Raw genomic sequence first — 21,440 nt, 5'->3', positions numbered from 1 at the left:
CATTCCCATCATTAGTTATAGATACTTCAATATAACAGCAATATTTCTTTTTGAAATGAAACACTTGCTGGCGCAAGGAACTTTTTTTGCCTATGTCACCGTCAGATGTAGGAATTCTCACAATGTGGGCTTCCATTCGGCTGGCCGCATGATTCGCTCCCGCGTGGTGAGTATGCAGAGTCAGACAGCTGCGCAGCGGGAAGATTCCGGCATTTTCCCTATTTGCCGGGGGCAGAGCCGACTTTTTTTCATGCGCCGCTTGCCGCCGCCAGCGCCAGCCGCCCCAGCGTGGCGATGGCGTCTTCCAGCTGCGGACTCCACGGATGGCCGTAATTGAGGCGGATGCAGTGGCGAAACGCGCGCGTGGCGGAAAAGATGGGGCCGGGCGCGATGCTGATGCCGGCCGCCAGCGCGCTACGGTGCAAGGCCAGCGCATCGACGCCGGCAGGCATTTCCACCCAGACAAAATAACCGCCCTGCGGCCGCGTGACCCGCGTGCCAGGCGGAAAATGCACGGCGATGGCTTGCAGCATGGTGTTTTGCTGTGCCGCCAGGGTCAGCCGGAGCTGGCGCAAATGCCGGTCATAGCCGCCCTGCGCCAGGTAATCGGCCAGCGCCATCTGTAGCGGTATCGGCGCCGACAGGCTGGTGGTCAGTTTCAAGCGCTCGACCTGGCGCGCGTAGCGGCCCGCCACGGCCCAGCCCAGCCGGAAACCGGGCGCCAGGGTCTTGGAAAACGAACTGCAATGCATCACCAGCCCCGCGCTGTCATGACTTTTCGTCAGGCCGGGGCGCTGCTTGCCAAAATACAGCTCGCCATACACATCATCCTCGATCAGCGGCACGCCATGGCGCGCCAGCAATTCCACCAGTGCGCGTTTCTTTTCAGGCGGCATCAGGCTGCCCAGGGGATTCTGGAAACTCGTCATCAGCCAGCACGCCTTGGGCTGGTGACGCTGCAGCAACTCTTCCAGCGCCGCCAGGTCGACGCCGTCGCGCGGGCTGGTGGCGATCTCGACGGCCTTGAGCTCCAGCCGCTCCAGCGCCTGCAAACAGGCATAGAAGCTGGGCGACTCGATCAGCACCGTGTCGCCAGGCCGCGTGACGGCTTGCAGGCACAGGTTCAGCGCTTCCAGCGCGCCATTCGTGATGACGATATCATCGCTGGAGACGAGCACGCCATCGAGCTGGTAACGCAAGGCGATCTGGCGGCGCAATTCCGCATTACCCAGCGATAAATCCGTGACGGTGCTCCACGGATCGAGGCGGCGCATGCTGGCCGACACGGCCCGCGCCAACCGTTCCATCGGAAACAGATGCGGACTGGGAAAGGCCGAGCCGAAGGGCACGATATCGCGCGCGCCCACAGCGCCCAGCACCTCGAAGACGAGGTCGCTGACATCGACGGTGGTGCTGGCGTCGAGCGGGCGCGAGCTGTCCGGCTCGGGCGCCAGCGCGGCGCGCTGCGGCGCCACGTAATAGCCGGAGCGGGGGCGCGAGACGATCATGCCGCGCGCTTCGAGCAAATAATACGCCTGGAACACCGTCGACGGGCTCACGCCCCTGCGCGCATGCTGCTGGCGCACGGAGGGCAATTTATCACCAGGCAACAACAGCTGCGTGCTGATCATGGCGGCGACTTCTTCCGCCAATTCTTCATATCGTTTCAACCCTGCTCCTCAAACTGATCCGTAGTTTTATTGCACAACTGATCCGGCCACAATGACAGTACCCGGTATATGCTAGGGTAACAACATCCGGGCAGCAACACCGGCACGCCATATTGACCGACGAGACAGCTTATTTTCCCATGCGAATTTCCGTGCAACTGCATTCCTTCTCCATACTGGCCCTGACCCTGGCCGTCGCCTTGCCCGGCATGGCGCTGGCCGCACCGGCCGTACTGCCGGCGCGCCACGACAGCCTGGAACAGCGCATCAAGGCGTGCACGGCCTGCCATGCGCAAAAGGAACGCCACGACGCCTTCTTTCCCCGCATCGCCGGCAAGCCGGCCGGCTACCTGTATAACCAGCTGCTCAATTTTCGAGAGGGAAGGCGCCAGTATCCGATGATGAACTACATGGTCGAGCACTTGCCGGACGACTACCTGCGCGAAATCGCCGACTATTTTGCGGCGCAGCACCCTGCCCCGCCGCCGGCCCAGCCCAGCAGCGCCGGCACGACGGCCCTGGCGCGGGGCAAGCAACTGGTGCTGCAAGGCGATAGCGCGAAAAAAATCCCGGCCTGTATCGCTTGCCATGGCCAGCAGCTGGCCGGCGTGGCGCCCGCCATTCCCGGCTTGCTGGGCTTGCCGCGCGACTATATCAACGCCCAGCTGGGCGCCTGGAAGAATGGCATCCGCCGCGCCCATGCCCCCGATTGTATGGCGCAAGTGGCGCAGCGCCTGTCGGACGCAGACGTGGGCGCCGTCTCGGCCTGGCTGGGCACGCAAGTGGCCAGCGCCGACGCGCGTCCCGCCAGCAGCATCGCCCTGCCCTTGCCGCTGCACTGCGGCGGCGTGCCGGGTTCCAGCGCGCAGGTGGCGCCATGAAAAAATGGATGATCGTGGCCGCCATCGCGGCCATCGGCGCGGCCGGCGCCAAGTTCGTGCTGTACCCAAGCGACGACCCGGGCCCGCCTGCCGTTGCAAGCACCCTGAGCCAGGAACAGCTGGTCGCGCGCGGCGCCTACCTGGCCAAGGCGGGCGACTGCATGGCGTGCCACACGACTCGCGGCGGCGTGCCGTACGCGGGCGGACGGGCCTTGCAAACGCCGTTCGGCAAGGTGCTCTCGCCCAACATCACCGCCGACAAGGAAACGGGCATCGGCAGCTGGACGGCCGACGATTTCTGGCGCGCCATCCACAACGGCAAGTCGAAAGATGGCCGGCTGCTGTATCCGGCCTTTCCATACACCAGCTACACCAAGGTGCAGCGAGAAGACAGCGATGCCCTGTATGCGTATTTCCAGAGCCTGTCGCCGCACAGGCAGGCAAACGCGCCGCACGCGCTGCGCTTCCCCTATAACCAGCAAATCGCGCTGGCTGCCTGGCGCGCGCTGTACTTCAAGCCGGGCGTGTACCAGCCACTCACGACGCAAAGCCTGGAATGGAACCGCGGCGCCTACCTGGTGCAGGGCCTGGGCCACTGCAGCGCCTGCCATAGCAGCCGCAGCACCCTGGGCGGCAGCGACGACGGCCTGTCGGGCGGCCTGATCCCCGTGCTGGGCTGGTACGCGCCTTCGCTGACGTCGGACGCGGAAGCGGGCCTAGGCGACTGGGACACGGCGCATATCGTGGAATTGCTGCAAACGGGCGTCTCGCCGCGCGCCACCGTCTTCGGCCCCATGGCCGAGGTGGTGCGGCAAAGCTTGCAGCACATGGGTACCTCCGACGTACAGGCGATGGCCGTGTACCTGAAAAGCTTGCCCGGCCCGGCGCAGCCCGCACAACGCGCACCGCGCGACACGTCGGAGCAAGCCAGGCAGCAACTGGCGCTGGGCGCGAAACTGTATGAAGCGCACTGCGCGAGCTGCCACCAGGCCGACGGCAAGGGCCTGCCACCCGGCTACCCGCCGCTGGCCGGCAATCGCGCGCTGACGACTGACTCGGCCGTCAATGCCATCCGCCTGGTGCTCAACGGCGGCTTTGCGCCGGGAACCAGCGGCAACCCGCGCCCCTATGGCATGCCACCGTTCGGCCCCGTCATGGATGACGCCGAGGTGGCCGCCGTGGTGACGTATCTGCGCGCCTCGTGGGGCAATGATGCGCCGGCCGTGTCGGCGCTGGAGGTCAACAAGTATCGCAGCGTGCCCCTGGAGTAGCGCGCATACGAAAATAAAAAAACCGGCAGCGCCGGTTTTTTTATGTCAGGCAGCCGTTCTCAACGGAACTTGCTTTTATGTCCCGTTTTCAAATCCAGCGCATAGCGCACGCCGTTGTCTGTCAGCATGACTTCATCGGGCGGCTCTTCGCCCGCCAGGGCGCCGTCAATCAGGGGCAAGCCTTCGCCCTTGCGCATCAGATCATCGCAGCGCTCGTACACGTTGGCGCAGCCGGTGGACGCCATCAGCGATTGCACGATGGCCACTTTCCATGCGTCGACGCCGCCCGCGTTGAATTCGCAGATCAGGTAGCCTTGCACGCCGCCAAACAGCTGCACCACCAGGCCCGGCAAGCCCTCGTCTTCGCCCTTGATCAGGGTCAACAGCTGGTTCTCGCCCGCCTTCTTGATGGCTGGCAATTTTTTCTCGATGGCGGCCTTGACCCGGCGCTTGATCAGCGCGTGGTCGACAGGTTCGTCTTCCTTGAAGCTCCAGATGCGCGCGCGGATCTGCGACTTCGAATTGTAGGCGGCGCGGGCGATGAACTGCTTCGCCGAGCTTTGCACAATGGCCGTCGAGCCGGGCTTCATTTTTTCCTGCGGCTTGCCTTCGACTTTTTCAATCGCGGAGGCGTAAATCCACGATTGGCCCAGCAAGCTCTTTTCCTTGCCCTGTTTAATGGTGATGATCAGCATGTAATTCCAGTAGTGTGAGCGGCGCGTGCCGGTCGTCGTATATCCCAGCGACATGATACCTCATGCCATCCTGTCGCATCTTCCTGCATTCTGTCCCGCCAGCATTGCCGTCTGTCGCAGCGCGGTACGCAGGCGTGGCCGGCTGGCATACCATGCATGCAGTCCAATTCAAAACAGGGAGCAAGAATGACACACGCAATTTTCCAACTCCGCCACCGCCGCCACGCTGGCGCCGCCACGGCCCTGCTGCTGGCCGCCTGCGCCCTGGCCATGCCGGCCGCGCCGGCGCTGGCGTCGCCGCTGGACTGGATTTCCGGCAACAGCATCCAGGGCAGCGGCAAGCTGCAAAAGCAGACGCGCGAGGTCGGCAATTTCCATGCCGTGGCGCTGAATGTGCCGGGCACGGTCGAACTGCGTATCGGCAACACGGATAGCGTCACCATCGAGGCCGATGACAATATCCTGCCGCTGATCGAGACGGCGGTGGAAAACGGCACCTTGCGCATCCGCCCCGCCAAGCGCAACGCCAACTTCCGCCAAAGCAGCCTGACCATCGTGATCCAGGCGCGCCAGGTGGAGCGCATCAGCGTGGGCGGCTCGGGCAACATCACCGCAACGGGCTTGCGCGCCGAGAAGCTGCGCTTCGACGTGGGCGGCTCCGGCTCCATCAACGCGCGCGAACTCGACAGCCGCATGGTGTCCGTGGCCATCGGCGGCAGCGGCAACTTCAAGGCCAGCGGCAAGACGGAGCAGCTGACAGCATCGATCGGCGGCTCGGGCAATATCCAGGCGGGCCGCCTGACCGCGCGCGAGGTGCAGGTCAGCATCGGCGGCTCGGGCGAGGCGGAAGTGTGGGCCAAGGATGACTTGAGCATCAGCATCGGCGGCTCGGGCGAAGTGAGCTATTACGGCGATCCGCGCATCAGCCGCAGCATGCAGCGTTCGAGCAGCATCAAGCGCCTGGGCAGCGCGCCCAATTAAATGCCTGCAATGACAAAAGCCCGGAGCGCTCCGGGCTTTTTGCGTTTCAAACGCTCAAAATCAGCGTGCCGGCTTCACCGGTTCGCGGTCGATCAAGACCGTGTTGACGCTGTCGGTCAGCCAGATCTGGCCATCCTGGATCGTGCATTGCAGCTGCATGCTGCGCTGCGCCAGCTTGCTCATGTCTTGCGCCGCCTCGGATGGCAGGTTGATCACGGTCAAGTTCTTCGCCCGCTCCAGCTTGTTCGCTATCTGCTTCCACCAGATGTGGCTGGTTGCACCATAGCTGTAGACGATCACCTGTTCTGAACGGCCGCAGGCCTTCAGGATGCGTTTTTCGTCGGGCTGGCCCACTTCGATCCATAGCTGGATGGCGCCAGTCAAGTCTTTCTGCCACAGGTCGGGCTCTTCCGTGTCGAACAAGCCCTTGGTAAACGTCAGCGCTTCGTCGGCGTGGATGGCGAACGCCAGCAGGCGCACCATCATGCGCTCGTCTGTTTCGGACGGGTGGCGCGCCAGGGTCAGCGCGTGATCCTGGTAGTAGTTGCGGTCCATGTCGGCGATCTGCAGATCGGCTTTGAAAATTGTTGCTTTAAGGGCCATCGTGTTTCTGTCTCGGTAAAGTGGATGTCAATATTGTACGGGCGACGGGATCAGCGGAATACCACGGTCTTATCGCCATTTTTCAGGATGCGGTGCTCGACGAACCATTTCACGGCGCGTGCCAGCACCACGCACTCGACGTCGCGGCCGATGGCCGTCAGGGTTTCGGTATCCATCGCATGGTCGACGCGCTCGACATCCTGCTCGATGATGGGGCCTTCATCGAGGTCGCCCGTGACGAAATGGGCCGTCGCGCCGATCAGCTTGACGCCGCGGTGGTGCGCCTGCGCGTACGGCTTGGCGCCCTTGAAGCTGGGCAGGAAGGAGTGATGGATATTGATGGCGCGGCCGTCGAGCGCCTGGCACAGGCCGGGCGACAGGATTTGCATGTAGCGCGCCAGCACCACCAGGTCGATCTTGTGCGTGTCCATCAACTCGATGATCTTCGCTTCCTGCGCCAGCTTGGCCGCTTCCGGCGCACCGGCCGCCAGCGGCAGGTGGTGGAAGGGAATATTGTAGCTGGCCGCCAGCTGGTAGAACTCCATGTGGTTCGAAACAATGGCGGGAATTTCCACGTTCAGCAAGCCGCTCTTGTAGCGGAACAGCAAATCGTTCAGGCAATGGCCGATCTTCGACACCATCAGCATCACGCGCGGCTTGACGCGCGCATCGTGCAATTGGCCATGGAATTGGCCATTGAGCTGCATGACTTGCGACAAGTCGGCGAAGTCGCTGCGCAGCTGGGCGTCGCTGACGGCGCCGTCTTCCAGCGCGAAATGCACACGCATGAAGAACAGCTGCGATTCCTGGTCGCCGAACTGGGCGGAATCGAGGATGTTGCAGCCGTGTTCGGCCAGGAAGCCGGACACGCGGTGCACGATGCCGCGCTGGTCCAGGCAAGACAGGGTCAGGATATATTCGGGATGCGTCATGGTCGCGGAATAAGGCAAAAAAAGGTGGGCTATGCTCGGCTCAGCCACGCGCGCCGGCCATCGGCTGCGCTGCCGCGAGCCGGCTATTGTCGCACGGCCGGGCCTGTAAGCCGGCATTTTCCACACAAGCTGCATGGCTGCCAGCGACGGCAAGCCGATTCCGGTTCATTTGATCTGGCGCAAAGTCATCGCGATTTCCCGCCTGCCAAGCGCCATTCTCGCGCCAAACCGGCATCCGGCGTGGAACCTGGCACGCCATCTGGCGTCTATCTCTTTGCTTGTTTCAGCACACGTCGCATCCGGTACACCGGGTGTTTCTCGGACCAGATTTTCATTGAGGTAGAACATGTTCACCAACAGTATCCCCCAAAGTCTCAGCCCCGCCCTGAAGTCCCACCTGGAGACCCAGTGCAATTTCGCCACAGAACTATCGCGCAAACTGTTCGATACGACGCAGCAATTGGGCGAGCTGCATCTGCGGCTGGCGCAAGACCTGCTACAGGAATGGAACAGCGCCAGCCAGCAACTGCTGTGCGCGCGCGACGCGGGCGAGTTCATGTCGCTGGCCGCTGCCCAGGTGCAGCCGGGCAGCAACAAGCTACGCCAGTACCAGCAGCAACTCGGCAACCTCGTCGCCAGCGCCCATGTCGAGATGAACCGCACGGCAGAGAACCACCTGCCCGAAGCCAGCCGTACAGCCGTGGCTTTCGCCGATGAAGTGGTACGCAAGACGGCCGAAGAAACGGAAAAAGCCACACAGCGCCAGCGTGAAATCATCGAAAAAATGCACGCCACGGGACGCCACGATGGTGCAGGCCGCAGCCACGAGACCGGCAAGCAATCCGATCAGGCGCATTGAGCATCTGATTCCCACTCGACAGCAAGGAGAGCGACATGGCTAACAGTAATGAGCAGGGCAAAGGCGCTGGCAACACCCAGAAAGCCAGCGAATCGGGCAACGCCAAAGGCACAAGCAAACGCGGTTTCGCCGCCATGAACGAAGAGCAGCAACGCGAAATTGCCAGCAAGGGCGGTCAGGCAGCCCATCAAAAGGGCACGGCGCATGAATTCGACTCGGAAGAGGCACGCCGGGCCGGGCAAAAAGGTGGTGAAGCCGTCAGCCGCAACCGCGAACACATGGCGGAAATCGGCAGAAAAGGTGGCGAAAGCCGACAATCGGCCCAGCGCGCCAATGAAAGCCGCAACAGTAGCACGGCACGCAGCGGCAGCGCCGAGCAGCAAGCCAGGGCGAGCCGGCAAGGCAGCAAGGACGAGGACGAGGACGACAGGGGCTAGGGCTAGGGCTAGGACTGACCAGGCTGACCTGCGCGCGCCGCTTGACGGTGGCACGGGGCGCGCGCAGGCGGCCCCGTGAAGGGTTGGCACAGCGCGGGGCGCAGCGGTATGGTACATTCTCGCCTTACTGACACCTCCGCGCCCCACCCCGCCCGCCCCCGCATGCAGCCATCCCTGAAATACCTGAGCGCCTATTCCGAACAAACGCAAGCGCAAGTGCAACAACTGATCGCGCAAGACAAGCTGGGCGAAGTCCTGTTAAAACGCTACCCGAACGCGCACGATGTGCGCAACGACAAAGCGCTGTACCAGTACGTGCAAGACTTGAAGAATGAATTCCTGCGCAATGCCGAGCCCATCAACAAGGTGGCATTCGACAGCAAGATCCATGTGATCCAGCATGCGTTGGGCTTGCATACCTCGATCTCGCGCGTGCAAGGCGGCAAGCTCAAGGCCAAGCATGAAATCCGCGTGGCCACCATGTTCAAGGAAGTGCCGCTTGAATTCCTGCGCATGATCGCCGTACACGAACTGGCGCATGTGAAAGAAAAGCAACATGACAAGGCGTTCTACAAGCTGTGCACGTATATGGAACCGCAATACCACCAGTACGAATTCGACGTGCGCCTGTACCTGACGCAGCTCGACCTGTCGGGCCAGCGCCTGTGGTCGTGATGCGCTCCTAACAGAAGCCCCCAGCAGTTGCACCGGGGGCTCTGTTTGCGTGCGCCAGCCTGTCAGCATAGCAACCTGGTAACACTGGCGGCTTATACGTATGCGCATAGGCGCGTAGGCGCGTAGGCGCCGGCGTGGCCGGCACCCTGCTCAAGTTCAGGTTCAGGCGGCGTTCTTGCGGCGGCGCAGGAAGGCCAGCAGACCCAGTCCGCCCAGCAGCATGCCGTACGTGGCCGGTTCCGGCACGGCGCTCACACTGGCGGCGATATTATCGACCTGGAAGGTGTGCAAGGCGCCTTCCTTCCACGATGCCGACAACAGATTGTTGAAGCCCGTAAACGTGTAATCGCTGAAAGTATGGCTGCCATCGAGACTGAAGGTCTGGGTCACCGTGCCGCCGCCTACCTGACGGCCGATGAACGTCACGTCGTAGGAGCCAGGCAAGCTCACGAAGTCCGCCAGGCTGATCGAGCTCAGCGAGAAGGCTGCGCCGTCGGTGCGGCTCATGGTTGTTCTCGACAAGAATGTGGCACCAAGGCCCGCCGAACCCGCATAGGCAAAATTGCTTTGATGCGCAGAACTCAACAGGCCCAAGAAGCTGCTGTCGAAATCGTAGCCGCCTTCGGAATAGGAGTTGAAGACGGAACCGAAGATGCCGGGGTGTTCCAGCGCATCGAAGCCGATGGTGGTGGTTTGTGCGTGGGCGCCGCCAGCGGCGAGAAGGGCGGCGACAGCGGTCGCCCGCAAGAGGGTCATAGGTTTCAAAATAGCATCCTTTCGAGATGATGAAGTAGCGTGGCTGTGGCAACTTGAAGCAGATCGGCACCTTTTTTTGGGAGTCTGTACAACACTCGTCGGTGTCCGATATTCCTAACTTTTGAACAATGCCAGTAGACCACACTCATGCATAAAATGCATTTTCATTTTCAAAAAAACATGCCAAATAAAAAATATTGTAGCTATATTTTTATTAATTGATTTGTTGAGCTTAATCAATTTTCCCGTGCAGAAATAAAAAAGCCATGCACTTTCCAGGGCATGGCTGTATTGCATTGCATTGCATTACATTGCATTGACGACGCTAGGGCGCGCACTCCTTCAGGCGCTGCACCAGCGCCGCAGGATCGGCTTCGGCGTTCAGGAAAGCCGCGTGCTGCGGGCGGATGAAGCCCTGCTCCCTGCCATTTTCCACGAAGGCCAGCAAGCCATCATAAAAACGGTCCACATTGAGCAAGCCGATGGGCTTGGCGTGCAAGCCCAGCTGGGCCCACGTGAGCATCTCGAACAACTCTTCCAGGGTGCCATAGCCGCCGGGCATGGCGATGAAGGCATCGGACAGGCTGGCCATCATCGCCTTGCGCTCATGCATGTCCTTCACGATGAACTGGCGCGTCAAGCCCGTGTGGCCCACTTCGCGTTCGACCAGCTGGGTGGGGATCACACCCGTTACCTCGCCGCCCAGGCGCAGCACTTCATCGGCGATCACGCCCATCAGGCCAACCTTGCCGCCGCCATACACCAGTGAAATATTTTCTGCCACCAGCACACGCGCCAATTCACGCGCCGCCACGGCATAGTCCGGCGAGACGCCCGCGTTGGCGCCACAGTACACACATAAAGCCTTGATCACAGTAATCCTTATCCTTTCAATTCATCGATCGCCGCCTCGACCTCGAGGCGTTCCTTGGCGTCCAATGCCACGCAGTCGGCCGCCTTTTCATACAGGGCCAGCGCTTCCGCCAGCTTTTTCTTTCCGTCGAGCATGTTCAAAGCGCGCGCATATTCGCTGTGCGCCAGCGCCGAATAGGGCGTCAGGGCCAGCGCCGTCTTGAAATGCTGGTAGCCGTCTTCCTTGTTGGCGCCGTAGGTCAGGCTGCCGATCATGGCGCCGACCTTGTCGATAATTTCCGTATGATAAATCCCAAACGCGATATGCGCTTCCGCATGCATGGGCGCCACCGTCATCGTGCGGTCCAGGCTGTTGCGCACGCGCGCGCCCATGCCCTGCGCCAGTGCCTTGACGACGGACGTGCCCAGCGCGTAGCGGCCCAGGCTGTAGGCATGCCAGTAGTAGCCGGCCGGGTTGTCCGGCTGCTCGCTCTGCTGACGCTCGCAGCGCTCCGCCACTTCTTCGTACATGTCGAGTTTCTGGCTGTCGTTCACTTCCAGGTGCGTGGCGTAAATGCAGGTCGCCTTGTGCGCCACCGCATAGCCGGGCACGCCAACGGCCAGACCCAGCTTCGCGGCGCGCTCGAAGTCGCCCGCATGGAAGGCCAGCCAGGCCTGCACCAATGCAGAGTGCGTAGGCAAAGGCTCCACATCGCCCGCATGCAGGCGCGCCCAGGCCGCCTCCAGAGTGTGCGGCGTGTAGACATATGCCGCGTCCGGATAGGGAAATTGTTTCCAAGCCATACATGTCTCCTGTAATTAACGACATGGCGCCAGCAGCCGCGTCAGTCATTCTTGAGTTTGGTCACATACTCTTCCGACAGTTTGCGAAACAGCAAATGCGTTTCATTGCGTAAATACGGTCCGATCAGGGACAGCACCTGGTAGCAGCCACGCGCCAGCGCATCGGACATCGATTGCTGCTCGCTGTACTTGCGCGGGTTGCGCACATATTCATACGACAGCCAGTAGGTGGCAACGACCACCATATTCGTCGCCATCGCAGCGACTTCCATGTCCGACGCTTCGAGCGACTGTTCGCTGCGCAAATCTTCGCACAGCTGCGTGGCCACCTTGATCTTGTGCGCCAGGATCAGCTTGAAGTGCAGTTCCAGCTTGCGGTTGCGCGACAGCAAATCATTGAGGTCGCGATAGAAAAAGCGGTAGCGCCAGATCAGTTCGAACATCAGGTGCAAATACAGCCAGACATCCTCGATATTCGAACGGCGCCCGTCAGGCACGGTCAGGATGCGTTCGATTTCCGCCTCGAACTGGACGAAGATCGAATTGACGATGTCGTCCTTGTTACGGAAGTGGTAATACAGATTTCCCGGCGAAATGTTCATCTCTTCCGCAATCACGGTCGTCGTGATATTCGGCTCACCAAACTCATTGAACAGGCGCAGCGACAACTCCAGGATGCGTTCGCGGGTACGGCGTGGTGCTTTTTGTAGCATGGCGGGCAATCTCTCTGTGTTCTGCCGCAAGCATACCACCTAAGATAGCCGTAATGAAACACTCGGCCCCACGGCGCCGGCGAAAAACGCAAGCAAAAAAAAAGCCTGCGCGAGCAGGCTGGAGGCATGCTGCACCAACTCAGGCCGGCGCCGCTTTTTTCTTCGCCGCCGCGCTCGCAGCAGGCTTGCTCACTGGCTTGCTCGCTGAATTGCTCACTGGCTTGGCTGCGGCGCGCGGCGCGGCCCTGGCTACCGGCTTGGCCGGTGACCTGGCGACGGCTGCTTTCGGCGCGGCTTTCGGCGCCGCCTTCACGGCGGGCTTAGCCACAGCCTTCGGTTTGGGCGCCGGCGCGGCCTTGGCCGACAGCGTCGCCACCTGCACGCTCAAGGCATCGATCTTGGCGTGCAGCGCGGCGATATCGTTTTGCATCGGCACGCCGATGGTGGCCAGGGCGCGCGCGACGCGCTCTTCAAACACTTGCTCGAGCTTGTCCCAGGAACCGCTGGCCTGCTTGCCCACGCCATCGGCCAGTTTGCCGACGCTATCGCTGACATCGGCCACCTTGTCTTCGGCGCGCTTCTGGAATTCCGTGCCTTCCTTCACCAGCTTGGAAAACACGCGCCCGCCCTCTTCCTGCGCCTTGGCGAAGGCACCCAGGCCCGCTTGCCAGATCTGCTGCGCGGACGAGCGCACGGCGCTCGCCAATTCCTTGTCTTCCGTCAACTCCTTCAATTTCTTCACCATCGCCCGCTCCCGTCATATGAAAGCCCATGCCACTTCATGGATGCTTTTTATTCTAGAGAGCAAAACTAGAGACGGGAGTCTAATTCGATAGAAAGCTGCTTCTAAACGTGCGCTGGCGCACGCAGTGGCAAGCACCTAGGCCGCCACTTTCACCGGGCCATGCAGCAGTTTGTGCAGGCGGAAGCCTTCGCGGATATTCTCGCGCAGCACGGCGCCTTTCCACGGCTTGGTATAGAAACGGTCGATGGCGCCACGATTGATGGCCGCCATGATGGGGGTCAGGTCGGCAAAGGCGGACAACATGATGCGGAAGGTGTCGGGGCACAGGTGCTTGACCCGCTCCATGAATTCGGTGCCGCTCATGAGCGGCATGCACTGGTCGCACAGAATCACCTGCACCTTGTGGCGCGCCAGGATGTCGAAACCCTCGGCGGCCGTCTGCGCCGTGAGGATGCGGTAGCCGTCCTGCGCCAGGAAGTCGCTGAGTACGTCGAGCATGAAGACATCGTCGTCGACGATCAGCAAAGTCTGCTGCTCTTCGCCATCGGCCTCCTGGGGCGCTTGCAGCTGCTTGCCTTTCATCAGCATCTGCTCGAATTCGTCCTGCGGCACGGGGCGGCTGAAATAATAGCCCTGCATCTCGTCGCAGCCGTGGCGCCGCAGGTAGGCCAGTTGCGCATCGTTTTCCACGCCTTCGGCGATCACTTCCAGCTTCATGCTGTGCGCCATGCTGATGATGGCCAGCACGATGGCCGCGTCATCCGGATTGCTGGTCACTTCGCGCACGAAGGCGATGTCGATCTTCAGCTTGTCGATGGGGAAGCGCTTCAGATAGGCCAGGCTGGAATAGCCGGTGCCGAAATCGTCGATGGAAATCTGGATGCCCAGCGCCTTCAGGTTGCGCAGCACGGCGATGGTTTCCTCGGCGTTCGACATCAGCGAGCTTTCCGTCAGCTCCAGTTCCAGCAGGTCGGGCGCGATATCGTACTTGCTGATCGCCCTGAGCACCTCTTCTTCCAAGCCGCCGACGAAAAACTGGATGCCCGACACATTCACGGACAGGTGCACGGGACCGATGCTGCTGGCGCCCCACTCGCTGATCTTCTTGCAGGCCTCGTCAAGCACCCAGTTACCGACCCGTACGATCAGCCCCGTTTCTTCCAGCAGGGGGATGAACAGGGCCGGCGAAACCATGCCGAGGCCGGGGCGGCGCCAGCGTATCAGCGCCTCGGCGCCGCTGATGCGTCCCGAGATGATATTCACCTTGGGCTGGAAAAACAGCACGAATTCCTCGTTGTCGATGGCGCGCCGCAGGGCATTTTCCAGGTCCAGCCGCGCCATCGATTGCGCATTCATTTCCGCCGTGAAGAAGCGGAAGGCATCGCGCCCGGCCTCCTTGGCGCGGTACATGGCCGTGTCGGCGTATTGAATCAGCGTGTCCGCATCGACGCCGTCTTCGGGGAACACTGAAATGCCGATACTGACTGTCACCGTCACCTCGTGCCCCAGCAAGTCGAAGGGCTTGCGCATCGCTTCGCGGATCTTGTCGACCACGCCCACGGCATGCTGGGCACCCTCGGGCAGCACCAGGATGGTGGCAAACTCATCGCCGCCAAAGCGGCCGATGGTATCGCGCACGCGCAGGCAATCAACCAGGCGACTGGAAAACTGGCGCAGCAGGTCGTCGCCGAGGGTATGGCCCAGGGTGTCGTTGATATTCTTGAAGCGGTCGATGTCCATGAACAGCACGGCCACGGCCCATTGGTGTTCGGCCGCCTGGGCCAGCGAATGTGTCAGCGAGGCGTAAAACTGGCTGCGGTTCGGCAAGCCTGTCAAGGTGTCGAAATGGGCCAGCTTCATCAGGCGCTGCTCGGCATCCTTGCGCTCGGTGATGTCACGCGCCACGGCCACCAGAATCCAGCTCTCGCCCGAGCGCAAGGTGCGCCGTTGCACTTCCACCGACAGTGGCGAACCATCCTTGCGCTGCAGCTGCAATTCCGTTATCGGAGCGCCTTGATCGCCCGCCAGCAGCTTGTTGTACAGATCTTCCAGCTGGGTCTCGCCCTCGTTCGCGCGCCCCGGCCCCACGCGCAGGAAATCCTCGCGTTCAAAGCCCAGCATACGGCAGGCAGTCTGGTTGACATCGACGAAGCACATGCCGGCGCGGTCGACGAGGAAAATCGCGTCGGCCGTGGCATCCATCGCCAGGCGAAAGCGGCGCAAGTCTTCATCGAGGCGGATACGCTCCGCCATGTCCAGGGTCAGCTGCTCGTGGTGGCGCTTGATTTCGTCGTACAGCAGCAGGTTGTCGTAGGCGACGGCGATCTGCGCCGCCACCGTGGCGGCCACCCGCTCGTCGACTTCGGAAAACTCGTTCGCCCCCAGCTTGTCGACCAGGTACAACCAGCCGTGGCTGCGCTCGCGCGAGGCGATGGCGACGCCCAGGAAGGAGTGCACGGGTGGATGGGTGTCGGGCAGGCCCAGTGCACCGGGGTCACCTTTCAGGCCATTGACACGGTAGGGCTGGCGCTGCTCCAGCAAGCGGTTCAGGATGCCCGTGCGCGGCGCGCTGGCAATGCGCTCGAGGTTTTTCTCTGCACCGCAGGAGGAAAAATAACTAAGCTTTTCGGCGCCCGCTTCCAGCACGCCAATACAGGCGTACTTGGAGACGCAGATATTCTGCGCCACCTTGCAGCCTGCCTCGATCAAGGCGCGCGGATCGCGTTCTGCGCCCAGCTCGATGCCCAGCTCGATCAGGGCCGTCAGGCGCAGGCTCACCGCCTGCAGGCTCGACAGAGAGCGCGACAGGCGCTCCGTCATGATGGCCAGGTCTTCGGGGATGGCGGCCTGGCCCTCGCGCTGGCTGGCCAGTTGCGAAATCTGCTGGCTGCTGGACTCGAGTTCGTCGAGATAGCCGCTGACCTGGTGCTCGATGCCGGCCAGTTGGCCAGTGGCGGGAGGGGTCGTACTGCCGCCCGCGCCCGGCACGGCGGGCAACTGGGAGGCTGCCGGCATCAGTCCCAGCGCCTCGTTGACCGTGCGCACGATGACCTCGGGGTCGGACGGCTTGGGCAACACCCAGCGCACGCCGCACGCCTGCGCCAGCAAGATCGCTTCCTGCTCGCGGTAGGTGGCCGTATAAAAGATGATGGGCACGTTGGCCAGCGCAGGGTCGGCATGCACGCGCGTGACGAATTCGTAGCCGTCCATGTTCGGCATGAGGATGTCGGAGATGATCAGGTCCGGCCGCTCGGTACGCAACACTTCCAGCGCGTCTGCACCATTCGCCGCCTCGAGCAGGCGGTGGCCGCCGTAGCCCAGCAGTGCGGTCAGGAACTCGCGGTTCAGCACATGATCGTCAACGATCAATATGGTCGCTATGTCGTTTTTAACTGGCGTCGACGGCGCCCCGGGTAAAAAAGATTCCAGCTCCGCCACAAACAGGTCCGGCTCGATCGGCTTGCCGATATAGCCATTGAAACCCGCTTCGAGCAGGCGTTCGCGGTCGCCCACCATGGCCAGCGCCGTCACGGCCAGGGCCGGGATGTTGCGCAGCAGCGGGTCTTTCTTCAGCTCGGCCACTACGCCATAGCCATCGAGCTTGGGCAAATGCACGTCGCAGATGATCAGGTCCGGCAATTCGCTGCGCGCCATGCGCACGCCCTCTTCGCCGTCATAGGCGGCCAGCGGCGTGTACCCGAAGGCACGCAACAGATACACCATCAATTCCATATTGGTGGCGTTATCTTCAATAATCAGGATACGTGCGGACAATTAGCACCCCCAATGAAAACTGCATGGACTCATTTTCTGCCTGCACCCAACTCTCCGCTTGCGCGGCAACATGCTGATCCTACAACATTCTGCCATGCATCGCCGCAAATATCTCGCATGCGGATGCGCATGGCGCGGCACATACGGCCTCGGCAATCATTGCTGGCCGTCACCTTCATGATGCTAGCTTAATACAGGACGCCAGTGGAAAACAGCATTTTCTGAGCCTGTACCTGTTAAACCTGAGCAACAGCAGAGTCAAAAGAGACAGTCTTGCCATGCAGACAAAACACAACAGGATTCAGGAAAAATGGGGGCAAGACGGTGGCTGGACGGCTTCGACCTTGATAGTAATTTCCGCTACCAGCTGACGCAGCACGCGCGGATCGCTGGCCAGCGCCACGTGGCCGATACCGCCGAAGGCCAGATTGCGCGCGCCGGGCAAGTGGGCGGAAGTTTGCGGTGCGACAATATTATCGTGATGCGAATACATCGACGTGATCAGGGCGCGCGTTTCCGGCGTCTCGCTGGCGGCCAACTGCGCCAGCCAGGCGCTTGGTGCGCCATTGATACGGCTCATCTGGCGCGCATTGGCGCCCGCCGCCAGGTTGGCCAACACCGTACCGTGGTGCGGCGTGCCGATAGTGAAGATGCGCGCCACGCGGGCTGCGCCGTAATGGCGCAGCCAGGCGCGCGCTACCAGGCCGCCCATGCTGTGGGCAACGATGATGGCTTGCGGCTTGCCCGTGAGCGTGCACAGCACGTCCAGCGCCCGCTCCACTTGCGTCACGTAGCTATCGATATCGGCATCGAGCGGCTCCAGGTCAATCGCCTTGTGCACGATACCCGCCTGCGCCAGCTGCCGGCTCAGCTTTGTCCAGTAGCCGCCGTTGCACACATAGCCGTGCACCAGCAGCACCGGCAGACTCTGGCCGGTGCTGGTGTCGGCCGCATGCAAACGCGGTCGCAGCATGCCCCACGACGAGGTCCACAGGGTGGCGCGCAACTCGCCCAGGAACAGGCGCGCGGCGCCCCCGATACCCAACTGATATTCCTGTGGCACGACGCTGCCCAAACTCCGGCTCTGCCAGAAATTGCGCGCCACGATCAGCGCGCGCATCGCCAGCAGCATGACGACCGCCAACAGCAGGGCCATGACGGGCGAAGCGACGCCCCACGCCTGCATGGCCAGGTAGGCAAACCCCAGCACGGCCAGCACCTGCAGCAGCAGCAACCACTTGAGGATGCGCGCGATCATGCGGCGGCTGGGGCGGCGGCTGGCATGGGCACGGGGGCTGGCTTGCCCGTCACCGCTTGCGCCAGGCCGCTGGCCAGGCGCGCGGCCAGCGCATAAATCGTCAGTTGCGGATTGGCGCCGATCGAGGTAGGGAACAGCGAGCCGTCGTGCACCGACAGGTTGCGCACGCCGTGGTAGCGGCCATCGGCACCCGTCACGCCCAGGCGCGCATCGTCCGACATGGCGCAGCCGCCCATCACGTGGGCCGACACCACGCGCGCCAGCAAGGCCTTCATCGGCAAATCGCCGATGGCCTGCTTCGCCTGCGCCCAGCTCGTATAGTGGCTGGCCAGCTCGTGCACGGGATACACGCTCTTGGCGCCGGCTGCAAACTGTATTTCCGCCATCGACAGCAGCGCGCGCCGCACGCCGTCCCAGATGAAGGGCGTGAGCGGATAGTCGAGCACGGGCGCGCCGAAACTGTCGAGAGATACGCTGCCGCCCGCCGAATCGTGGTGAAAGCCGTCGCGCAACAGCGCCAGCAAGCCGTGCGCATGGGGGAATTCGCGCATGGTGCGCGCATGCTCATCACCGAAGCCTCCCATGGTGGTGGCCATCAGCAGCGGATGCAGGGGCGGCGCTTCGAGCTTGTAGCCGATAGGGCCATCGATGGGCGCCGTGTGCAGGAAATGGTCGGAATAGATCGTCTGCGGCGCGCCCGCGTAGGCGTCGACGCGCTGCTTGAACAGGCCCGCCGAGATCACCGTCGGATGCAAAAAGGTGCGCCGGCCCAGCAAGCCGTGCGGATCGGGCGCCTGCGAGCGCAGCAACAGGGCCGGCGAGTTGATAGCGCCGCCTGCCAGCACAAAATGTTTGGCGCGCAGCGTGAGGCGCACGCCCGTGGGCGCCTGCCCGGCGGCGTCGAGCGCCGTCACCTGCAGGCTGTCGATGCGCTCGCCCTTGAAGAGGAAACGCTGGGCGCGCGCATGCACGAGCAGGCCCGCACCCAGCGCCAGCGCCGCAGGAATCGTCGTTACCAGCATCGACTGCTTGGCGTTCGTCGGACAGCCCATGCCGCAGTAGCCGAGGTTCCAGCAGCCGTTCACATTGCGCCGGATGGCGGCGGTGGGTATGCCCAGCGCCGTGGCGCCGCGGCGCAGCAAATCGTTGTTTTCGTTCGGCGGCGCGGCCCAGTCGCTCACGTGCAGGCGTTTTTCCATCATGGCGAACCACGGCGCCATGGCGTCCACGGAGTAGCCGGACAAACCAAAATGCTGGCGCCAGTAGTCCAGGGTGCCCGGCGGCGTGCGAAAACTCGAGGTCCAGTTGACGGTGGTCGAACCGCCCACCGTGCGCCCCTGCAAAATATTGATCGCCTTGTCGCGCGTCTTGCGCGCGGCCGATTCCTGGTACAGCGCGGGATAGGCGTCCGCTTCGCGCATCTTGAAGTCTTTCGAGGACTTCAAGCCGCCCTCTTCGACGATCAGCACCTTCAGGCCGGCCAGCGCAAGGATTTCCGCCGTCACGCCGCCGCCGGCGCCGCTGCCGATGACAACGACATCCGCTTCGAAGCTGCGGTCGGCGGTCAGGGTGCTGGCGTCGGTGACGTTCCAGCCTCCGGCCACGCCGATGGCGATGGGGTCGGGTATGGGGGATGTGCTCATGGATGCCTTATGCGCTCAGTTCGGGCAGCGGTCCCGGATAGCCGATGGCGGCCCAGTGGGCGGCATCGGCATACCAGGCGCCGAGGATCAAATCATGCAGGGCCAGATAGGCCGTCTGCAATGTCGCCAGGCGGTGCGTACGCCACGACTGCAAAAAGGCGGCCACCTGGGCGGGATCGGCTTCGCGCCAGCCGCCATGCACGCCGGCGACAAAGCGCCGCGCGGGCGCCAGCGCCAGCAGGCCAAACAGGTCCTGCACTTCCTGCTGCGCCGCCAGTGGCAAGCCACGGATGGCCGTGTCCACGCCGGCGATGGCGCCATCGAGCGCCTCGCTGCGCGCATCGCCCCCCTGTGGCAAGGCCTCGCCCAGCATGGCCGGCACGATGGCCGACAGCGCCGCGCGCGCCGCGCCATCGAGCACGAAGCGGCCAGGCGCCGCCGGTCCGCGCACCAGGCGGTACGCGGCGCCGCCGGCCGCCAGCGCGCAGGCGCCCAGCAAGCCCAGTTTCAGAAACGATCTGCGTCGCATCAGCATGTCTCCATTGCCATGTCTCCCCTTGTTTTGTACGGCCTTTTGTAAGCCAGTGTACGCCAAAGGAAGCGGCGCTCCGCGCGCAAAAACTAGAGCGGCGCGTCTAGTTTTTGCGACTGAAACCACAGCAGCAGCATGGCCAGCAGCGCCGCCAGCGCGCCGCCGATGGCGATACTGGGCAAGCCGATGGCGACGATGAGCACGCCGCCCAGCGCACCGCCGGCGGCCGTGCCCGCATTGAAGGCGGCGATACTGAGCCCCGCCGCCACTGCGTCGCTGCCCGGGCAATGCTGCTGCGCCAGGCTTAGCAAACGCATGGTCGACAGTGTGACAAGAGCAAAGAACAGCAAGCCCAAAGTGCCGCACAGGGCCAGCATGGCCAGGGGCTGGGCGCGCAGCATATAAAACCCCAGCAGATTGAGCCCCAGCGCGGCCAGGGCCAGCATGGCCGAACGGTCTGCGCGTGCGCCATCGGCACAATGCCCGCCCAGCAAGTTGCCGCCGATGGCGCACGCGCCAAAACACAGCATGGCGGCGCCCAGCCAGCCCGCATCGAGTCCGCTCAGTTGCAGCAGGAAGGGAGAGAGATATGTGAAAAAGCTGAAGGTGGCCACGCTGACCAGCGCCGCCACGCCGGCCGCCAGCAACAGGGGCGGCTGCACGATGGCGCGCAGGCTGGCCAGGGCCGATACGGCGGCGCCCTGCTGGCGCACGGTCGGCATGGCGAAGCGCAAGCCGGCGCCGCCGCACAGGGCCAGCACGCCGATGGCGGCGAATACCCAGCGCCACGACGAGACGGCGCCCAGCCAGGTCCCCAGCGGCACGCCGCCGGCCAGCGCCAGGGTCAGGCCCAGCCAGACGATGGACAGGGCGCGGCCCGCGCGGGAAGGGTCGACCAGGCTGGTGGCCGCATGCGAGGCCACGGCCATGAACACGCCATGCGCGAGGCCGACGACAAAGCGCACGCCCAGCAGCGCGCCCAAGGCTGGCGCCGCCGCCATCGCCACGCTGCCCGCCGCCAGCACGGCCATCGTCGCCAGCAGCACTTGGCGCGTAGGCCGGCGCGCCAGCATGGCCGTCAGCACGGGCGCGCCGATGGCCGCCCCCAGCGCATACGCGGCGATGGCGCCACCGGCGGCGGCCACGCTGGCGTGCAAGTCGCGCGCCATGGGGGACAACAGGCCGGCGGCGATGAATTCGCACAGGCCGAAGGCAAAGCTGCACAGGGAGAGCAGATAAATGGCAGGCGGCAGCGCGGTGGCGGCGCGCGGTGCGGCAGAAGTAGAAGCTAAGGACATGGCGATTCCAGGACAGGCAAAACGCCATGCTGGCCCCTGGGCCGCCATCTGTAAAATATCT

Annotated in this window: 20 protein-coding genes; 6 read left to right on the top strand and 14 right to left on the bottom strand. The window is 63.1% G+C overall.

What is annotated here, in order from left to right; translation table 11 throughout:
• Positions 1-248: 248 nt before the first annotated feature.
• Positions 249-1,670, bottom strand: coding sequence for an aminotransferase-like domain-containing protein (locus tag ACQ4W7_RS12680; protein ID WP_426072399.1), 1,422 nt, complete (start codon positions 1,668-1,670; stop codon positions 249-251).
• A 140-nt stretch (positions 1,671-1,810) separates the two neighbouring features.
• On the opposite strand from ACQ4W7_RS12680, the gene ACQ4W7_RS12675 reads away from it, so the two are divergent.
• Positions 1,811-2,551, top strand: a complete 741-nt coding sequence (locus ACQ4W7_RS12675) for a c-type cytochrome (protein ID WP_426072400.1) — start codon at positions 1,811-1,813, stop codon at positions 2,549-2,551.
• Complete coding sequence (locus ACQ4W7_RS12670; protein ID WP_436530857.1) at positions 2,548-3,822, top strand: c-type cytochrome; 1,275 nt, start codon at positions 2,548-2,550, stop codon at positions 3,820-3,822. Before ACQ4W7_RS12675 ends, ACQ4W7_RS12670 begins: the two co-directional genes overlap by 4 nt.
• Positions 3,823-3,881: 59 nt before the next feature.
• Here the strand turns inward: ACQ4W7_RS12670 and ACQ4W7_RS12665 are convergent, their stop codons facing one another.
• Entirely contained in the window at positions 3,882-4,517 is a 636-nt protein-coding gene (locus tag ACQ4W7_RS12665; protein ID WP_102122529.1) for a class I SAM-dependent rRNA methyltransferase, read from the bottom strand.
• Between the two features lie 186 nt (positions 4,518-4,703).
• Between ACQ4W7_RS12665 and ACQ4W7_RS12660 the strand changes: the two genes are divergently transcribed.
• The gene (locus tag ACQ4W7_RS12660) at positions 4,704-5,498 is read left to right on the top strand and encodes a head GIN domain-containing protein (protein ID WP_436530855.1); all 795 of its coding nucleotides are present in this window, start codon (positions 4,704-4,706) and stop codon (positions 5,496-5,498) included.
• A gap of 60 nt (positions 5,499-5,558) precedes the next feature.
• Here the strand turns inward: ACQ4W7_RS12660 and ACQ4W7_RS12655 are convergent, their stop codons facing one another.
• Together ACQ4W7_RS12655 and purU are read right to left on the bottom strand one after the other, a co-directional pair.
• Entirely contained in the window at positions 5,559-6,101 is a 543-nt protein-coding gene (locus tag ACQ4W7_RS12655; protein ID WP_034786185.1) for a YaeQ family protein, read from the bottom strand.
• Between the two features lie 50 nt (positions 6,102-6,151).
• Complete coding sequence (gene purU, locus ACQ4W7_RS12650) at positions 6,152-7,033, bottom strand: formyltetrahydrofolate deformylase (RefSeq protein ID WP_436530853.1); 882 nt, start codon at positions 7,031-7,033, stop codon at positions 6,152-6,154.
• A 346-nt stretch (positions 7,034-7,379) separates the two neighbouring features.
• Between purU and ACQ4W7_RS12645 the strand changes: the two genes are divergently transcribed.
• The 3 genes from ACQ4W7_RS12645 to ACQ4W7_RS12635 all read left to right on the top strand — a co-directional run bounded on the left by ACQ4W7_RS12645 (position 7,380) and on the right by ACQ4W7_RS12635 (position 9,004).
• The gene (locus ACQ4W7_RS12645; protein ID WP_426072403.1) at positions 7,380-7,892 is read left to right on the top strand and encodes a phasin family protein; all 513 of its coding nucleotides are present in this window, start codon (positions 7,380-7,382) and stop codon (positions 7,890-7,892) included.
• 35 nt (positions 7,893-7,927) lie between these two features.
• Positions 7,928-8,329 (top strand): KGG domain-containing protein, encoded by a 402-nt coding sequence (locus tag ACQ4W7_RS12640; RefSeq protein WP_436530851.1) that lies wholly within the window; start codon positions 7,928-7,930, stop codon positions 8,327-8,329.
• Positions 8,330-8,491: 162 nt separating this feature from the next.
• Entirely contained in the window at positions 8,492-9,004 is a 513-nt protein-coding gene (locus ACQ4W7_RS12635) for a YgjP-like metallopeptidase domain-containing protein (protein WP_426072405.1), read from the top strand.
• 162 nt (positions 9,005-9,166) lie between these two features.
• On the opposite strand, the gene ACQ4W7_RS12630 is transcribed toward ACQ4W7_RS12635, so the two are convergent.
• The 10 genes from ACQ4W7_RS12630 to ACQ4W7_RS12585 form a co-directional block, all read right to left on the bottom strand.
• Positions 9,167-9,760, bottom strand: coding sequence for a PEP-CTERM sorting domain-containing protein (locus ACQ4W7_RS12630; protein WP_426072554.1), 594 nt, complete (start codon positions 9,758-9,760; stop codon positions 9,167-9,169).
• Positions 9,761-10,085: 325 nt separating this feature from the next.
• Positions 10,086-10,631 (bottom strand): LOG family protein, encoded by a 546-nt coding sequence (locus tag ACQ4W7_RS12625; RefSeq protein ID WP_426072555.1) that lies wholly within the window; start codon positions 10,629-10,631, stop codon positions 10,086-10,088.
• A gap of 11 nt (positions 10,632-10,642) precedes the next feature.
• Positions 10,643-11,416: a tetratricopeptide repeat protein gene (locus ACQ4W7_RS12620; protein WP_426072406.1), complete on the bottom strand. Its 774-nt coding sequence runs from the start codon at positions 11,414-11,416 to the stop codon at positions 10,643-10,645.
• Positions 11,417-11,457: 41 nt separating this feature from the next.
• On the bottom strand, positions 11,458-12,129 hold the full coding sequence (locus ACQ4W7_RS12615; protein WP_034758777.1) for a TetR/AcrR family transcriptional regulator: 672 nt from the start codon (positions 12,127-12,129) through the stop codon (positions 11,458-11,460).
• A 139-nt stretch (positions 12,130-12,268) separates the two neighbouring features.
• Positions 12,269-12,874, bottom strand: coding sequence for a phasin family protein (locus ACQ4W7_RS12610; protein ID WP_436530848.1), 606 nt, complete (start codon positions 12,872-12,874; stop codon positions 12,269-12,271).
• A 135-nt stretch (positions 12,875-13,009) separates the two neighbouring features.
• Positions 13,010-16,648 (bottom strand): EAL domain-containing protein, encoded by a 3,639-nt coding sequence (locus tag ACQ4W7_RS12605; protein WP_436530846.1) that lies wholly within the window; start codon positions 16,646-16,648, stop codon positions 13,010-13,012.
• 301 nt (positions 16,649-16,949) lie between these two features.
• Positions 16,950-17,906, bottom strand: coding sequence for an esterase/lipase family protein (locus ACQ4W7_RS12600; protein ID WP_436530844.1), 957 nt, complete (start codon positions 17,904-17,906; stop codon positions 16,950-16,952).
• Positions 17,903-19,549, bottom strand: coding sequence for a GMC family oxidoreductase N-terminal domain-containing protein (locus ACQ4W7_RS12595; RefSeq protein ID WP_436530842.1), 1,647 nt, complete (start codon positions 19,547-19,549; stop codon positions 17,903-17,905). Before ACQ4W7_RS12595 ends, ACQ4W7_RS12600 begins: the two co-directional genes overlap by 4 nt.
• Positions 19,550-19,556: 7 nt before the next feature.
• The gene (locus ACQ4W7_RS12590) at positions 19,557-20,084 is read right to left on the bottom strand and encodes a hypothetical protein (protein ID WP_436530840.1); all 528 of its coding nucleotides are present in this window, start codon (positions 20,082-20,084) and stop codon (positions 19,557-19,559) included.
• Between the two features lie 86 nt (positions 20,085-20,170).
• Positions 20,171-21,379: an MFS transporter gene (locus ACQ4W7_RS12585; RefSeq protein WP_436530838.1), complete on the bottom strand. Its 1,209-nt coding sequence runs from the start codon at positions 21,377-21,379 to the stop codon at positions 20,171-20,173.
• Between the last annotated feature and the right edge of the window lie 61 nt (positions 21,380-21,440).

It is taken from the genome of Janthinobacterium algoris, from assembly GCF_051380935.1.
GTDB lineage: Bacteria > Pseudomonadota > Gammaproteobacteria > Burkholderiales > Burkholderiaceae_D > Janthinobacterium.
This window is presented reverse-complemented; position numbering and strand designations above follow the sequence as displayed.

Bases quoted from the DNA above. Each gene is read 5' to 3' on its own strand.
- ACQ4W7_RS12590 (WP_436530840.1), bottom strand. From the start codon at position 20,084: ATGCTGATGCGACGCAGATCGTTTCTGAAACTGGGCTTGCTGGGCGCC.
- ACQ4W7_RS12615 (WP_034758777.1), bottom strand. From the start codon at position 12,129: ATGCTACAAAAAGCACCACGCCGTACCCGCGAACGCATCCTGGAGTTG.
- ACQ4W7_RS12675 (WP_426072400.1), top strand. From the start codon at position 1,811: ATGCGAATTTCCGTGCAACTGCATTCCTTCTCCATACTGGCCCTGACC.
- ACQ4W7_RS12595 (WP_436530842.1), bottom strand. From the start codon at position 19,549: ATGAGCACATCCCCCATACCCGACCCCATCGCCATCGGCGTGGCCGGA.
- ACQ4W7_RS12585 (WP_436530838.1), bottom strand. From the start codon at position 21,379: ATGTCCTTAGCTTCTACTTCTGCCGCACCGCGCGCCGCCACCGCGCTG.
- ACQ4W7_RS12665 (WP_102122529.1), bottom strand. From the start codon at position 4,517: ATGCTGATCATCACCATTAAACAGGGCAAGGAAAAGAGCTTGCTGGGC.
- ACQ4W7_RS12655 (WP_034786185.1), bottom strand. From the start codon at position 6,101: ATGGCCCTTAAAGCAACAATTTTCAAAGCCGATCTGCAGATCGCCGAC.
- ACQ4W7_RS12640 (WP_436530851.1), top strand. From the start codon at position 7,928: ATGGCTAACAGTAATGAGCAGGGCAAAGGCGCTGGCAACACCCAGAAA.
- ACQ4W7_RS12610 (WP_436530848.1), bottom strand. From the start codon at position 12,874: ATGGTGAAGAAATTGAAGGAGTTGACGGAAGACAAGGAATTGGCGAGC.
- ACQ4W7_RS12635 (WP_426072405.1), top strand. From the start codon at position 8,492: ATGCAGCCATCCCTGAAATACCTGAGCGCCTATTCCGAACAAACGCAA.
- purU (WP_436530853.1), bottom strand. From the start codon at position 7,033: ATGACGCATCCCGAATATATCCTGACCCTGTCTTGCCTGGACCAGCGC.
- ACQ4W7_RS12660 (WP_436530855.1), top strand. From the start codon at position 4,704: ATGACACACGCAATTTTCCAACTCCGCCACCGCCGCCACGCTGGCGCC.
- ACQ4W7_RS12645 (WP_426072403.1), top strand. From the start codon at position 7,380: ATGTTCACCAACAGTATCCCCCAAAGTCTCAGCCCCGCCCTGAAGTCC.
- ACQ4W7_RS12670 (WP_436530857.1), top strand. From the start codon at position 2,548: ATGAAAAAATGGATGATCGTGGCCGCCATCGCGGCCATCGGCGCGGCC.
- ACQ4W7_RS12630 (WP_426072554.1), bottom strand. From the start codon at position 9,760: ATGACCCTCTTGCGGGCGACCGCTGTCGCCGCCCTTCTCGCCGCTGGC.
- ACQ4W7_RS12600 (WP_436530844.1), bottom strand. From the start codon at position 17,906: ATGATCGCGCGCATCCTCAAGTGGTTGCTGCTGCTGCAGGTGCTGGCC.
- ACQ4W7_RS12620 (WP_426072406.1), bottom strand. From the start codon at position 11,416: ATGGCTTGGAAACAATTTCCCTATCCGGACGCGGCATATGTCTACACG.